This is a genomic window from Pseudomonas sp. IAC-BECa141 (genome assembly GCF_020544405.1).
Taxonomy (GTDB): Bacteria; Pseudomonadota; Gammaproteobacteria; order Pseudomonadales; family Pseudomonadaceae; genus Aquipseudomonas.
Map to the genome: position 1 here is coordinate 6,061,224 of NZ_CP065410.1, position 15,719 is coordinate 6,076,942.

Annotated in this window: 11 protein-coding genes; all 11 read right to left on the minus strand. The window is 63.2% G+C overall.

The genetic code is table 11. The annotated features are described in order from the left end of the window. Positions 1 to 3: 3 nt before the first annotated feature. Positions 4 to 2,040: a type VI secretion system tip protein VgrG gene (locus I5961_RS27900; RefSeq protein ID WP_227233932.1), complete on the minus strand. Its 2,037-nt coding sequence runs from the start codon at positions 2,038 to 2,040 to the stop codon at positions 4 to 6. Positions 2,041 to 2,068: 28 nt separating this feature from the next. Then, positions 2,069 to 3,070, minus strand: coding sequence for a serine/threonine-protein kinase (locus tag I5961_RS27905; RefSeq protein WP_227233934.1), 1,002 nt, complete (start codon positions 3,068 to 3,070; stop codon positions 2,069 to 2,071). Beyond that, positions 3,067 to 3,795: a PP2C family protein-serine/threonine phosphatase gene (locus I5961_RS27910; protein WP_011336583.1), complete on the minus strand. Its 729-nt coding sequence runs from the start codon at positions 3,793 to 3,795 to the stop codon at positions 3,067 to 3,069. Before I5961_RS27910 ends, I5961_RS27905 begins: the two co-directional genes overlap by 4 nt. Next, the gene (gene tssM / locus I5961_RS27915; RefSeq protein ID WP_227233936.1) at positions 3,795 to 7,334 is read right to left on the minus strand and encodes a type VI secretion system membrane subunit TssM; all 3,540 of its coding nucleotides are present in this window, start codon (positions 7,332 to 7,334) and stop codon (positions 3,795 to 3,797) included. The genes I5961_RS27910 and tssM overlap by 1 nt, the downstream gene beginning before the upstream one ends. Positions 7,335 to 7,347: 13 nt before the next feature. Then, entirely contained in the window at positions 7,348 to 8,223 is an 876-nt protein-coding gene (icmH, locus tag I5961_RS27920) for a type IVB secretion system protein IcmH/DotU (protein ID WP_085696801.1), read from the minus strand. 5 nt (positions 8,224 to 8,228) lie between these two features. Beyond that, entirely contained in the window at positions 8,229 to 9,560 is a 1,332-nt protein-coding gene (gene tssK, locus I5961_RS27925) for a type VI secretion system baseplate subunit TssK (RefSeq protein ID WP_085696800.1), read from the minus strand. Positions 9,561 to 9,562: 2 nt separating this feature from the next. Further along, the gene (gene tssJ / locus I5961_RS27930; RefSeq protein WP_011336587.1) at positions 9,563 to 10,063 is read right to left on the minus strand and encodes a type VI secretion system lipoprotein TssJ; all 501 of its coding nucleotides are present in this window, start codon (positions 10,061 to 10,063) and stop codon (positions 9,563 to 9,565) included. Positions 10,064 to 10,068: 5 nt separating this feature from the next. Next, a complete protein-coding gene (gene tagH / locus I5961_RS27935; RefSeq protein WP_085612405.1) occupies positions 10,069 to 11,262 on the minus strand; it encodes a type VI secretion system-associated FHA domain protein TagH in 1,194 nt (397 codons plus the stop codon). 18 nt (positions 11,263 to 11,280) lie between these two features. Next, positions 11,281 to 11,421 (minus strand): hypothetical protein, encoded by a 141-nt coding sequence (locus I5961_RS27940; RefSeq protein ID WP_003229566.1) that lies wholly within the window; start codon positions 11,419 to 11,421, stop codon positions 11,281 to 11,283. A gap of 93 nt (positions 11,422 to 11,514) precedes the next feature. Continuing rightward, positions 11,515 to 13,041: a sigma-54 interaction domain-containing protein gene (locus I5961_RS27945; protein WP_085696798.1), complete on the minus strand. Its 1,527-nt coding sequence runs from the start codon at positions 13,039 to 13,041 to the stop codon at positions 11,515 to 11,517. A 10-nt stretch (positions 13,042 to 13,051) separates the two neighbouring features. After that, complete coding sequence (tssH, locus tag I5961_RS27950) at positions 13,052 to 15,709, minus strand: type VI secretion system ATPase TssH (RefSeq protein WP_227233938.1); 2,658 nt, start codon at positions 15,707 to 15,709, stop codon at positions 13,052 to 13,054. Between the last annotated feature and the right edge of the window lie 10 nt (positions 15,710 to 15,719).

Below are 15,719 nucleotides of genomic sequence, written 5' to 3' on the forward strand. Positions count from 1 at the left end.
CGATCACTCAGAAAACACAAAAAAAGCCTTCGGCTTAACCTTCTCAGGCGGCGCATTCAACAACGCCTGATCCATCAAACTCCCCGCCTTATCCTTATCCGCCGCCCCCGGCAGCACCGGCGGTTTGATCCCGATGCCAGTGCCCGCACCCGGCGAGCCGCCGGCATTGATCTTCACAACCGGCCCAACCACCGTCACACCACCGCCATCGAGCTTGATGAAACTGCCGCCGCCGAGAATCGTCAGTTCGGAACCGGCCTCGATGACGATCTTGTCTCCCGCCTTGATGTGTATCTCTTTCCCGACGCTGGTCAGTTGCGCCGTCCCGAGCTTCACATGCTGGCTCTCGCCGATGGTCAGGTGGTCGTCCATCCGTGCTTCGATCTTGCGGTCGCTGATGGTGGTGCGGTGTTCTTCGGCCTTGAGTTCGGTGTAGGTGTTCTTCACCACCGTGTCGTGGCGTTCGTTGCCGACGCGGATCTTCTGGTCGTGTTCGATGTTTTCGTCCCAGTCGCGCTGGGCGTGGATGAAGATTTGTTCGGCGCCTTTTTTGTCTTCGATGCGCAGTTCGTTGTAGCCACCGCCGCCCGGGGAGCTGAGGGTTTTGAAGACGCTGCGGGTCTTGTTCGCCGGCAAGGCGTAGGGCACCGGGTTTTCCTTGTGGTACAGGCAGCCGGTGACGAGGGGTTGGTCAGGGTCGCCTTCGAGGAAGGTGACGAGGACTTCCATGCCGATGCGCGGGATGGAGATGGCGCCGTAGCGGTCGCCGGCCCAGGAGCTGGAGACCCGCAGCCAGCAGCTGGTCTTGTCGTCGGCCAGGCCTTCGCGGTCCCAGTGGAATTGCACCTTGATGCGGCCGTACTGGTCGCAGTGGATTTCTTCGCCTTTGGGGCCGGTGACCATGGCGGTCTGGCTGCCGAGGACGCGGGGTTTCGGGTGTTCCAGCGCCGGGCGGTAGAACACGTCCCACGGGGTGGCGAGGAAGCGGTTGCGGTAGCCCTGGTGGAAGTCGTCCTTGTTGTCGGTGGTGTCGCTGGTCACCGATTCTTCGAGGACTTGCGGCTGTTTGCCTTCGTGGAATATTTCGGTGAGCAGCCACAGGTCGTTCCACTCGCTGCGCGGGTGGTCGGACATTTCCATGAAGTGGCCGCTGACCAGTTTGGTCTGGTCGCTGCGGCCTTCGGCCTGACGGTAGTCGGCTCGGTGGCGTTCGAGGGCGCGCTGGCTGAGGAACTTGCCTCGCGCACGGTCGATGAAGCGGCCGGGGTAGTCGTAGTCTTCGAGATCCGGTTCAGTGCTCTCGCCGTCGGGCTTGTAGGCCGCTTCCATTTGCAGACGCGGCTTTTCGAAGTCGTAGTCGCGGCGGGTGGTGCGGCTGGTGCGGGTTTCCAGGCGCAGCTTGAAGCCTTTGATCACCGGTTCTTCGGCGACCATGCCGCTACCCTGCACATACGCGGTCGGCTGGCCGAGGTTGGGGAACACGGTCTGGTCATCGCCGAACACCAGCAGGTGGCCTTTCTTGCTGTGCTGGAAGTGGTAGTGAATGCCTTCTTCTTCGCACAGGCGCTGGACGAAGTGCAGGTCGGTTTCGTCGTACTGCACGCAGTAGTCGCGATCCGGGCACGGCTGGCTCAGCTGGAAGCTGTAGGCGTTGCCCTTGATGCCGTGCTCGTCGAGGATCAGCGCGATGATTTTCGGCGCCGACATCTGCTGGTAGATGCGCTGGTTGGTGCGGTGATGCAAGTATTGCAGCTGCGGCACCAGCGAAACCTTGTAGCGGGTCAGGCGCTTGCCGGCATCACCCTGGGCGACGCGGTAGATCTGGCCGTGGATACCGGAGCCTTGTGGATCGAGGGCGAGGAACGCCTGTTTGTGCAGGAGTTTTTCCAGGTCCAGATCCGGGTTTTCGCTGACCAGTTCGAGGTCGAAGCGAAACGGCTGGCTGATGCCCTCGGTGCCGGTGAACGACAGGACTTGCAGGTCGCCTACGTAGTCTTCGACCGTGAGGCTGAAGTGCGTTTCGTTAGCTGGGTTGAACATAGTGTGCTCCCTGTTCGAATGTCATCCGTTACGCCCTCAGCCGCAAACGCTGCAACCAGGACGAAGTGGCGCCCAAGGCGTCACGCAATTGGTCGGCAGAAATGTTGCGCTCTGCCGCGTCAAAGGCCAGCGCGGTGCGCAGCGCCGGCCAACAGTGGGTCGGCAGATTTGCCGGGGCTTGCAGTTCGCGATCCAGGTGTTCGTCACGGGCCTGGGTCGAGGGCAAGCGGCGGAACGGGTGTTTGCCGCCCGCCAGTTCATAGATCACGCAGGCTACGCCGTACACGTCTGCGCTGGCCGACAACGGTTGGCCCTCAAGCAGTTCGGGGGCGGCGTAGCCCGGGGTCCAGGCGTTGAAGCGCTCGCGGCTCAGGTGCGGCAGGCCGGACAGCATGCCCTCCTCGGCTTGCCCGAGACCGAAGTCGAACAGGCGCACGCCGTCTTCGCTGAGCATGACGTTGCTCGGTTTCATGTCACCGTGCAGCACGCCACGACGGTGGGCGTAGGCCAGCGCGTCGAGCAGCGGCAGCGCGATGTCGCGCAATTCCTTCCACGGCAGGCCCAGTGGCCGCTCGCAGAGCAGTTTGTCCAGGGTCAGGCCACGCATGAGTTCCATGGTGATGAAGGCCCGCTGGCAATCGGTGTCCACTTCGAACGTGTGCGGTCGCAGCACGTTGTCGTGACGCAGGCGTCGGGTCAGGGCGAACTCGCTGTAGAGCAAGGCACTGGCGTCCGGCGACTCGGCAAATTCTTCGCTGAGGATTTTCAGCGCAATGTAAGGATCGGGATCGCCGAACTGTTCGTGCAGCAGATCCCGGGCCCGGTAAACCGCACCCATACCGCCGGCCCCGAGCAGGCGCTCGAGGTGATAGCGGCCTGCCAGAACGTCCGGCAGTTCGCCGACGCTGGCCTTGGTCGGCGCCAGCGCGGGTTCGGCGTTGTGCTGCTTCGCGAAAGCGAAATAGGTCAGGTTATTGGCCTGCTCTTCGCTCATCAGCAAGTCGTCGACTGAGGATTCGATTTCAGTCATTGGCGGATCACCACGGCCGTCAGGTTGTCGCGAGCGGCGCCACGCAGGGCGCCGTCGAACAGACGTTCCAGCGCCACATGCGGCGCCGCCAGACTGAGAGCGTTGCCGAGGGCATCACTGCTCAGGCCTTGATACAAACCATCACTGCACAGCAGGAACACATCGCCCGGATAAACCTCGAGTTCCAGCACATCCAGGGTCAGTTGTTCCGCCGCGCCCACGGCCCGGGTCAGGGCTTGGGCGGCCGGGTGCGCCGCTGCCTGTTCGACACTCATCTGTTGCTCGTCGATCAATTGCTGTTGCAGCGAATGGTCCTTCGACAGCTGATACAACCGCTGCCCGCGCCACATATAACAACGACTGTCGCCGGCCCAGATGCAGGCCGCGCGATTGCCGTCCACCAGCAACGCCACGACGGTGCTGCCCATGATGCTGTCGTGGCGCCCGGCAGTAACGGTCAACTCTTGCCCCAGGCGCCGGTTCAGCCAGTGCAGGCACTGGCGGATGGCTTTGAGGCGTTCGTCGAAGTCTTCGTGCTGCGGCAGTTCAGCCAGGCTGGCGACGATCAACTGGCTGGCGATGTCGCCACCCTGATGACCGCCCATGCCGTCCGCGACCACCCACAGCCCATGCTGCGGGGTGTCGAGGAAAGCATCTTCGTTGCGCGACCGCACCTTGCCCGGGTCGGTTCGCGCCGCGCTGCGCCAGGGACTGGCCACCAGCATCAGAGCTGCACCGGCATACGGAAGGTACGCATCACGCCCATGTCGAACGGATTCGGCGTGCGCTGGCTGGTCAGCAGGTAGTTGGCGCGCAGGCCACCTACGTCGGCTTTCAGCACCAGCACGTCGCGACCGGTCAGGTACTCGGTCTGCATCAGGTCGAACAGACGGAACAGCGACCACGGGCCGGAGTTCTTCTCGATGCCGATCGGGCGCCCTGCCATCTTGTCCATGACCAGGCTGGTGCGACCGTCTTCAGCATCGGTCGGCCACTTGAAGCTCATGGGCAGAATCGGACCGTGGCGGTATTCCATGGTCTTGTCGCCGAACTTGAACTCGGAGCGGCTGACCGCCGGATCGAGGGTGTACGGCTCAAGCTTGAACTGCACAGTCGGTTCGGCCGGGTTGATCGAGAAGAAGCTCTGGCGAATGTTCAGTGCAGCCGCCATCTGGTCGAGGAAGACCTTGGACACCGGCAGGCTGCGACCGTCGATGCTGCGCATCCGGTAGTTGCCCGGATCACCGCTGACGAACGGACGCATGTAGTTGTCGAAGAAGCGGTCGATGGTGCCTTGCGCCCGGAAAAACTCGCGGAAATCGCTGATCGCCACATCGCTGGTGCTTGAGGCGCTGAACGGATAGCGCTTGCTGATGGTTTTGCCATACACGCTGTACAGCTCGTTCTGATACCGGCCGTTCAGGTATTGGTAGGCATCGTTGAGCACCAGACGCCACGAGTCTTCGGCCAGCACGTTGAACCACACACTCAGCGGACGCGGCAGACGGCCGGACGCATTGCGCAGGTTGGTCAGCGCATCACGCTGGCCGCTCATGCGGGTCTTGGCCAGTTCGAACGCGGCCTGCTCCGGCGTGCTGGAACGGGCCAGGCCCGCCAGTTGCAGTTGCAGGTCGTTGAGCGCGGTGAAGGCCGGGGTCAGGTCAGCGGCCGGGCCGTTGTTGTCGTCGAGCAGTTTATGCAGCGGCTCAAAGCGTCGTTGCAGCGACTTCTTGGCAGTGTCCGGCAGATTCTTCGCCACGTTCATGGCCGAAGCCTTGTCGGCGACAGCGGAAGCGAGCTTGCCGACCTTGCCCAGTTTGCCCTTCTGGCCTGCCAGTGCATCGGCGGCGTCACCGGCTTCATCCACCGGCTCAGGGGCCGCCGGGAAGCGAGTGTTCTCACGCACTTCGGTCAGCAGCGCCAGCACCGGCGAGTTGGCCGAGGTCAGGCCCGCCAGTTGCTCGGCGCCTTCACCGGCATCGCTGATCGGCGGCAGTGCCACCTGGCCAACCGCTTCGCTCCAATAGTTGGCGTAGTCGCGGAAGTACAGTTGCTCCAGCTCGACCATCAGGCGACGCAAGTCCATGTCGCTGATGCCCGCGCCTTCGCCCAGCACCCAGTTGTCACGCAGGATGTCGGTGACCAGCGATGCGCCCTGCACCGAGAAATACTGCTGATAGCCGGTCTGGGTGTAGAAGCCCGGAATCACGTATTCGGTGCCGATGAACAGCGAGCCCTGCGGCCCGAGGTGCTGGCTGAAGCGATAGTCCGGCAGGTTGCGCGCCTGCTCGCGGAGCATGCGGTAAACCACGTTTGCCAGCGATTCACTGCGCAGGACCTGACGCGCCTGAGTCACCAGTTGCTCGTTGAGTGGATAGATGAACGGCAACTCCAGCAGACGCTCCAGATGGGCATTCAAACCGTTCTGCACGGCGGTGTTGCCGGAGTAGCGCTGGGACCAGTCGGTGGCGACCCAATCCTTGAGCCACGCCGCGTCACGACGATCCTTCATGTTCAGCATCAGGTACGCGCGCAGGCTGTTGATCAGCTTTTCGCGGTCCTTCATGTTGGCGCGGATCTGGCCTTCGAGCATCGTCGCGACGCGCGGCAGCAGTTGCTTTTCGAGCTCGTGCTCGTAAGCCTCCTTGACCACCGGATTGACGTCCTGGCCCTGATACAGCCCCATCCGCTCGTGGTACGCAGCGTCGCCTTTCTTCGGGAACACTTGAGTCGCGGCGTAGCTGGTGTCGAGGGTTTTCAGCGTGCCCATGGCGTCATCGCGCGGCGACAGTGCCGTGCGTTGCTGGGTCCAGTTCTGCGCCAGATTGCGCAGGTTTTCCAGACGCTCCCAGTTGGCCGAGAAACCGCCGGCCCAGAGCATGCCGAACAGCACAAGCGCGCCCAGTGCGCCGACGTACAACGCACGCTGGCCCCAGTGGATGCGGCTGCGCTCGCGCTTGTCCAGACCGGCGAGGTCGGACTCGGGGAAAATCACGCGGCTGAGCAAATGGTGGATGAAACGCGAACGACCGCTGCGCAATGTCGGCAGCACGCCGGCCCTCATGCCCAGACTCGCGCCGATACCGGCAGTGGTCGAATCCATTTCCTGAGTCAGATGCGGAGCGCTGGTCAGGTAGAAACCACGCAGCAGCGTCGCACGCTGGTAGCGGTTGCCGGTGAAGGCCATGTCGACGAACAGGCACAGGCGCTCGCCGATCTGGCCCATCTGGTGCGGGAAGTCGAGGATGCGGCCACGGCGCTGGGTGTCGCGCTCGGAGTGCATGCGCATGATCACCTGGCTGTTGAGGCGACGCAGCAGCTCTTCGAACTCGTTGCGCAACACGGCCACATCGGTGCCGACCTGATCCTTGCGGAAACTGGTCCCCAGCACCTGATCGCTTTCTTCGCGGGTCAGTTGGTCGAAGAACTCGTCGAAGCCCAGCAGCTTGTCAGCCTTGCTCAGCACCAGATACACCGGCACGTCGACGTGCAGCTTCTGATAGACGTCTTGCAGACGCGCGCGCACCTGGCGGGCCAGGGTGTCGATGTCCTGCTCACTGCCACTGGTGAGGGTTTCCACCGGAATGGTCACCAGCACGCCGTTCAGGGGACGACCGCGACGACGCTTGCGCAACAGTTCCAGCAGCGTGGTCCAGGCGCTCCCGTCGACTTCCGAATCCGGCTGGGTCAGGTAGCGGCCGGCGGTGTCGATCAGCACACCGTGATCGGCGAAGTACCAGTCGCAATGACGGGTGCCGTGGGTGTCGCGGGTCAGCTTGCGGTCGATCTTGTTGATCGGGAATTCCAGCCCGGAGAAGTCCAGCAGGCTGGTCTTGCCGCTGGCCTGCGGGCCGATCAGCAAGTACCACGGCAAGTCACTGCGCCAGCGCTCGCTGCGGCCGCGATACAGGCTCGAAGTCTTGAGGGTTTTCAGGGCGTCCTTGAAACGCTCCTTCAACTCTTTCTGCTCTTCTTCGATCAGTTCGTCACGGCGGATACGGTCCTGGCCGTCTTCGGTTTCTTCGACAGCTTTCTTGCGGATGCCGGCGCGCCAGCTGACGAAGACCATGGTCAGGCCCCAGATCAGGAACAGCACGGCGATGGTCAGCAAGCGCGAGGTGGAACTCTCCCAGAACTTGTAATCATCCACTGCCAACAACGGGCCGACGAACCACACCAACAGTGCCACGAACAGCACCAGCAGCAGAGTCCAGACCCAGGTCTGGCGCAGGAAGGCGCCGACTTTCTTGAAAAACTTTTTCATCACACGTCCCTGTTTACGGCTGCGACTGCGGCTGGGCCGCGGCCGGATCAAGCGGCTGATAAGGTTGCAGAACGGTGTCGCGCTGCTCGCCCAAGACCCAGGCGAAGCCCGAATACATCATCACCAGACAGACGAAGGTGAACAGCACCACCATCCACGCCGGCACGATGCGCACCAGGTTGCGACGCTGATCGTTGAGGCCTTCCCACTGCGGCGACAATTCACGCGGCACATCGCCACGCAACTGGCGGATCTGCCGGTACAGGGCGTCGCGGATGCCTTCGAGTTCCAGCATGCCGCGTGCCTGCACGCGGTACTTGCCCTCGAAACCGAGGGACAGGCACAGGTACATCAGCTCCAGCATCGGCAGGTGCTTGACCGGGTTTTTCGACAGCCGATCGAGCAGCTGGAAGAACTTCTCACCACCGAAGGTTTCGTTGTGGAAACTACTGAGCAGGCTCATCTGCGACCACTCGCTTTCGTTGCCCCACGGCGTGGTCACGACGGCTTCGTCGACCACGGTGCAGAGCACGTAACGGGCGGCCATCACCTGGCTGCTTTCGGCGCCGTTGTGCAGGGCACGCACTTCAAACAGCTTGAGCCCGGCGGTCAGGCGCTCGTTGAGCGCGTAGAGGTCTTCGCGGGTGTCGCTGTGTTTGAGGCGCACCACTTCCGACAGCAATTCGGAAGAGGCGGCCACCAGCGAATTGAGGCTGATATTGAAGGCTTCCGCCGGGCGCAGGCGCGCGGCGTAGATCATCCGTTCTTCCAGTTGTTCAAAGCGCGGTGGCGCAGCGAAGTCGGTCAGCGGACTCGCCGCCGGGCCATGGCCCTGACGGTCGAGCAGGACGGTTTTGTCGTCCTGGTTGTGTTCCATGTCCTTGATCATGTCGGTCAGTTCCTGATGGCCCAGAATTTCAGTTCAAGCTCGGCGAATTCGCCGGACACGTGGAACGCGAAGCCGCCGGAGCGCTCGAGTTGCGCCAGGTCTTCGGAACTGAGTTCGAGGATGAAATAGGTTTTGTTGGAGTGGAACGCGATCTGCCGCGGGGCCACCGGCAACGGTTTGACCTTGATCCCCGGCAGGTGCAGGTTGACCAGTTGGCGGATGCGCTCCACCGGGCCGACCTTGAGGTGCGCAGGCAAGCGGTTGCGCAGTTCTTCGGAGTCGCAGTTGGCACTGGCTGCCAGCACGAACGACGCCGAGCCCAGCAGTTTGTGGTCGTGCAGCGGCGACACGATGATCCCGTACTGACGCGCTTGCAGGATCAGTTCGATAGCGTGCTGTTCCAGCACCATCGACAGTACCTGACGGATCGACTCCATCAGTTTGCGGAAGCTCGCACCCTGGTCGGCGTGGGAGTAACGGCTGTCCAGGCGCGGGCGTTTGCTGTCGCTGGAGAAGGTCGCCAGATCGCCAAGCATGGTCAGCAGCGTGCGGTACAACTCTTCCGGATGAACCTGCTCCAGACCCAGGTAGTGGCGCAGCAACAGTTCGGTGCGGTTGATCAGTTGCAGCATCATGAAGTCGCCGATTTCCGCGCCACCGACCTTGCCGTTCGAACGGATGCGCTCGGCAATGGTGTCGCCCCGGTGACCGAGCATGCTGATCACTTCTTTCAGGCACGACAGCAGGTAGCTGGAAGCGTGGGCCTGAATGTAGGTCGGCACGAAATCCGGATCGAGGCTGATCACGCCGTCCGGCGTGGTGTCGAGCACGTCGCAGATTTTCAGCTTCACGTAGGCCTGGTCGCTCTGCTGCTCGCCGAGCAACAATTTGAAGTCCGGGCGACCGCAGCTGACCTGGCTGGCGGAATCATCACCGGCGTTGGAGTCGGCCACTTCGGCGTCATACGCGGTGTAGCGCGCCAGCACGTCCGACTGCTCCGGGCGACGGGCCTCGATGTGGTTACCGGTGACCAGCGGCAGCGCCAGGTAAACCGGCATGTTGCCGGTGTTCGGCGGAATGTCCAGGGCCAGCGGTTCGGTGTTGCCGCCGAGTTCGAACAGGCTGCCGTCCGGCAGGATCCCCGAGGCTTCACTGATCACCAGTTTGCCCATGTTGAGGAACTGCAAGTCGATCTCCAGATTCAGGAAACCCCAGGTGTAGCCGCCCAGCAACTGGGTGCGGGTCTTCATCTGGTGATCGTAGTAGCGGTCGTTGTGCTGGAAGTGCTGCGGACGCAGCAGCATGCCTTCCTGCCAGATGACTTTATGGGTATTCATGGTCAGTCATCCGCCTTGGCGAGCACTTCGTTGGTCTTGCGGATACCGGCCTGATCCAGAGTCAGATCGGCTTCGGTGACTTCCAGCGGCGTGATCGGGAACGTGTGGCGCCACTTGGTTTCCGGCAGGTCACGGTACGCGGCGAGGATGCCGATGAAGCGACTGCCCTCCTCCACGCTGAGTTTCAGTTCCACGGTCTCACCCGGGCGCAGTTCGAGTTCTTCGCTGGCCACCAGGTCCGGGTTGAGGGATTCCTTGGCGCGCTCGTAGAGGCTGAAGAAATCGGCGTTCTCGAACGTCACCGGGTGCTTGAGTTCGAACAGGCGCACCACGATCGGCGACGGACGACCGTTGAGGTCCGGGTTCAGCTGGTCGCTGCCGGTCAGCTTCAGGTTGATCTTGGTCACTTTCGAATACGGCGACAGCGACGAGCAACCGGCGAGCAGCACCAACAGGGTGAGCGCGGTCAGCGTCTTGAAAAAAGCGGTCGAGCGGCGAGACATGCGCATCATCCTTGGTGGTCGGTGTGGAGGGTGGAGATCAGGCGGATCTGTTCTTCGTAGGCCTGGGCGAAGTCGCGGGCCAGCAGACGCTCGCTCCAGTCGTCGTCCTGACGCAGCGCATGGTGATAACGGTTGAACGCTCTCCAGCGCCCGCCGGCGGTGGCGAGCAACGGCTTGTTGTCACGCTCGAAACGCAAGGTCAGTTGCTCTGGCGAGAAGTGCTCCAAAGTGCCGCGCACCGCCGCGCGGCTGGCGGTCAGCAGCGCTACCTGATGCGCCTGCAAGTCGCGGAAAGCGCGGGAGATCGCCTGCTCGGCCGGCAAGTGACCCGGCTTGTGCGGCTGCAACAGGATGTCCAGCGCTTCGCTCGGGTCGACGGCGAATTTCAGCGGGTTCTTGTTGGTGCCTTGCACGGTGGTCTGGGCCAGACGCAGTTCGTTCTTCAGCTCCGAACGGGTGCGCAAGCTCTGTTGCAGACCGCCGATGCTCTGGCGCAGCAGACGTGCAGCGTTCAGCGCGAGGGCTTCTCGCTCGTCGTGGCTGAGGTTCTTCACGTTCACGCCGAGGGCTGCGCCGAATTTATCCCAGAAGGTTTCGCTCTGACGCTCGACCGCTTTCGGCGCCGGCGCAGGTTCTGGCGTGGGCTCGACGATCAGTTCCGGCACCATCAGGCTTTCCATGTCGATACGCGCATAGTCGGCGCGCTGACGGGAGTCTTCTGGGTCGGTCACCGGTGCGAGCATTTCCTCGAACTCCGAGTACACGCGCTCTTGCTGCTCCAGCGATTTCAACGGGTCGAGGTCGAGGAACGCGTCGTCCGGAATGATGCTGCCAGCGGCGCGGGGCAGGCCGACTTCACCGTCGAAGGTCGCCGGGTCGCGCACCAGGCGCGCACGAATCTCGAAGTCGCCCAGCACGTAGGTGCTGCCGTGCTCGATACGCACCGGTTCGCCCTTGTGCAGGCGTGCGCCGCTGTCGCCGTCCTGAACACCGTTGCTGCTGGTGTCGGTCAGGAAAAACGTGCCCTCGCGATAGCTGACGATCGCGTGATGATTGGACAAGTGCCGCTTGCGGTCAGGGATGATCCAGTCGCAGTCCTCGCCCCGCCCGATCACGCCGCCGGCCTGTTTGAAGGTCCGCTGGCACAGCTCGGTGGGCACGAACTGCTTGGTGTTCAGCATTTCGAAAACCAATTCCATGTTTGATGCTCCTTGCGGTCACTTGCCGCGATTGACCGCCTGCGGATCACCCAACGGGCGGTAATCGTTATCGTTGAATTTGTAATTGCCGCTGCAACCGCCGAGGCCGCATAGAACGACGAGGGTCAGCAGGACAGCGTGCCAGTGACGAACAGACATCAGAGGGTCTCCAGGTGTAGACAAAGCACAAAGCGCCGACCCTCGCGGGCGGCGCTGAAACAGGTTTTCGAGGTGAATCCGACGGACTTTCGCCTACCCATCGAAATCACCCAGATTGATGTTCAAGCGGCCGAGCCGGTACAGCAGCGTGCGGCGTGGCAAGCCCAGTTCGCGTGCGGCGAGCGTCTGGTTGCCGTCGTTCTTGCGCAGGCAATCAAGCAGCAGATTGCGTTCGACCGCTTCCAGGCGTTCGCGCAGATTCAGGCCGCAGTGGTCTTCCGGCGCCGGCGTCAATTCCAGGCGCAGCGAGAAATGCTCGGCCAGCAACTCGCCGCCCTCGCACAACAACACCGCGCGCTCGACCAGACCTTTGAGTTCACGCACGTTGCCGGGGAAGGTGTAACCGGACAAATGTTCCAGGGCCGCGTCCGACCAGCGCACCGGATCACGTTGCAGGAAGGTGCAAGCCTTGTCGGCGAAGTGTCTGGCCAGGTCGAGGATGTCGCCTTCGCGCTGACGCAGGGCCGGCAACTCGATCGGGAACTGCGCGAGGCGGTAGTAAAGGTCCTCACGGAATTTGCCTTCGCTGACCAGCACCGACAGATCGCGGTGCGTCGCGGCGATGATGCGCACGTCGATCTTGTGGGTGTCGTTGGAACCCAGCGGGCGGATCTCGCCTTCCTGCAGAACACGCAACAACTTGGCTTGCAGCGACAGCGGCATGTCGCCGATTTCATCGAGCAACAGGGTGCCGCCGTTGGCCGCGTCGAACAGCCCGGCGCGGTCGCGATCGGCACCGGTGAACGCGCCTTTGCGATAGCCGAACAGCTCGCTTTCCAGCAGGTTTTCCGGGAATGCCGCGCAGTTCTGCACGATGAACGCCTGGGATCGGCGCGGGCCGCAATCGTGGATCGCCCGCGCGACCACTTCCTTGCCGGTGCCGGTCTCGCCACGCAACAGCACGGTGTACGGGCTGTGCAGGACTTTGCTGATCAGCGAATAGGTCTGGCGCATCGCCGCGCTTTTGCCGATCAGGCCGTAACCGCTGGCGCTCGGCAAACTGCGCACGACCGGCGCGGCCGCATCCACTGGCTGGCGCAGGCGTTGCAGCAGATGCAGCTGACCCAGCACGAACGAGCCGAGCTGGCCGAGGGAATCGGCGAAGCCTTGCAGGTCGACATGCCGACGGCTGGCGCACAGCAACAGACCCTCGACGGCCTTCTGCTGATTGACCAGCGGCACGCACAACAGTGATTGCCAAGGCGTGGACGACGCCGGCAGAAAACTGGTTTCGTGCAGGCTGCCGCCCAGGTCGTCGAGGCACACCACGCGGTTCTGGCACAGGGCGAACTGCAACAGTTGCTCGCCGTTGTAGTCCGCCGGCAGGCTCGCCGCGCTGCGCGGTTGCAGCACGCCGTCGAGGCATTCGGCATTCATCCCCAGCGACGTGTGCGTGGCGTCCAACAGGTACAGCTGCGTCAGTTCGCAACCGCTCAGCCCGGCCAGACCGCGCACGAAGTCACCCAGCAGCGCAGCACCGTCCGCCGCGCGCGACAGGCTGGCGAACTGCGCCAGCAAGGCTTCGGCATAGACCAGTGGCTGCGGCACTTGAGTGAACATCACACTCACCTCAGGCGAACTCGCAGGTCACACCGGCTTCGCCGTCAAGCGTCGCATGCACGCGCTTGAGGCTTTCACCGGTGGCCATGGCATCGAGCAAGCGGTCGGCCACCAGCGGCAGCACGTGCTGGTCGAGCAAATGGTCGATCAGGCGCGCACCGCTTTCGCTCTGCGTGCAGCGCTCGGACAGGTGATCGACGAGGTTCTGGCACCAGCTGAAATCCAGTTGGCGACGGTTCAGACGCTCGCCCAGACGACCGAGCTTGATCTCGATCAGCTCGCGCAATACCGGGCCGCCGACCGGGTAGTACGGCACCACTTTCATCCGCGCCAGCAGCGCCGGTTTGAAGTGTTTGCTGAGCACCGGGCGAATGGTTTCTTCCAGCACTTCGGCGGTCGGACGCGCGCCGTCTTCGCAGAGGTCGCTGATCTTGTCGCTGCCCAGGTTCGAGGTCATCAGGATCAGCGTGTTGCGGAAATCGATCTCGCGCCCTTCGCCGTCGTTGGCCACGCCCTTGTCGAAGATTTGGTAGAACAGGTTGAGCACGTCCGGGTCGGCCTTCTCGACTTCATCGAGCAACACCACCGAGTACGGTTTCTGGCGCACGGCTTCGGTGAGCATGCCGCCCTCGCCGTAACCGACGTAGCCTGGCGGTGCACCGATCAGGCGGGAAACGGTGTGCTTCTCCTGGAACTCGGACATGTTGATGGTGGTGATGAAACGGTCGCCGCCGTACAGCAGGTCGGCGAGCGCCAGGGCGGTTTCGGTCTTCCCGACGCCACTCGGGCCCACCAGCAGGAACACGCCGACTGGTGCATCAGGCTTGTTCAGGCCGGCAGCGGTGGCGCGCATCGAGCGATCCAGCGCGTGCACGGCTTGTTCCTGACCACGGATGCGGGTGCGCAGGTCAGTGGCGAAGCTTGCGACCTTGGCATTGTGTTCACGGGCCAGTTGCGCCAGCGGCACGCCGGTCCAGGCGCTGATCACTTCGGCCACCAGGCGCGGGCAGACTTCGAAGCTGACCAGACGCTCTTTGACCTGCGCAGCCGTCAGCTCGCTGTGAGTCTTGTTCAGCTCGGCCTCCAGCGCTTCGACGCTCTGGCCTTGCGCGACTTCGGCAGCGCGAGTTTCGATCACGGTGCCTTCGGCGTCCTCTTCAACACTGACGGTCGGCTCGACGGCGGCGGCTTCGCGAGCCTTGGCCAGTTGCTGACGCAGCTCCAGCAGGCGCTCGGCCAATTGCTTCTGTTCGGTCCACAGGGTTTCCAGCGCGACCATTTCGGCTTCGGCTTCGTCCAGACGCGCTTCCAGTGCCTCCAGCGCTTCGTGGTCGATCAGCAGACCGGCTTCGGCATCGCGGCGCAGGGCCTGACGCTGACGGCCACCTTCAGCCAGTTCGCCACGCAGGCGCTCCAGGCTTTCCGGGGCAGCAGCGAGGCTGATGCGAACGCGGGCACACGCGGTGTCGAGGACGTCGACAGCCTTGTCCGGCAGTTGCCGACCGGCAAGGTAACGGGCGGACAGTTCCGCTGCCGAGACCACCGCGTCATCGCGCAAGTAGATGCCGTGGCTCTTCTCGTAAACCTGCGCCAAGCCACGCAGGATGGTGACGGCTTCGCTCACGGTCGGTTCGTGCAGTTGAACCGGTTGGAAACGACGGGCCAGCGCCGGGTCTTTCTCGAAGTATTTCTTGTACTCGGCCCAAGTGGTGGCGGCGATGGTGCGCAGCTCACCGCGAGCCAGCGCCGGTTTCAGCAGGTTGGCCGCGTCGGAACCGCCGGCATTGCCGCCCGCGCCGATCAAGGTGTGGGCTTCGTCGATGAACAGGATGATCGGTTTCGGCGAGGCTTTGACCTCGTCAATCACGCCTTTGAGACGACGCTCGAATTCACCTTTGACGCTGGCGCCAGCCTGCAACAGGCCCATGTCCAGCGACAGCAGTTCAACGCCCTTGAGCACTTGCGGCACTTCACCGGCCGCGATGCGCGAGGCCAGTCCTTCGACGATGGCGGTTTTACCGACACCGGCTTCACCGACCACGATCGGGTTGTTCTTGCGGCGACGGGCGAGGATGTCGACCATCTGGCGGATCGCGCCATCGCGGCACAGCACCGGGTCGAGTTTGCCGGCGCGGGCCTGTTGGGTCAGGTTGTGGGTGAAGCGCTGCAGCAGCGATTCGCCCTGAGCGGCCGGCTGACCGTTGGCGGCTGGTTGCTCCTGTTGCGACAGGGCAAATTCTTTCAGCCGATCGATGTTCAATCTGGCGAGCAACGGCTGGTAGCGGCTGCCGGCGTAGCGCATCGGATTACGCAGCAGCGCGAGGATCAGCGCCGCGTCTTCGACCGAGGTCTGGCCCAGTTCAAGGTTGGCCACCAGCAGCGCGTCCTGCAGCCACTGCACCAGCTCCGGAGCGAACACCGGGTTGCGCGAAGCGCTGTGCTCGACCCGCGATTGCAGCGCGGCGCTCAGTTCGCCGGCATCAACGTCGGCATCCTGCAGCGCGCGGGAGAGCAGACCGTTCGGGCGCTCCAGCAGGCCGAGCAGCAAGTCTTCGACCAGAATCTTGCTGCCGCCACGGGCGACACAGCGCTCGGCCGAACGCTCCAGATCGCGACGGGTTTCGGCGTCCAGCGCCTGGATGAGTTGTTGCAGGTCTACGTTGATCATGGCTCACGTC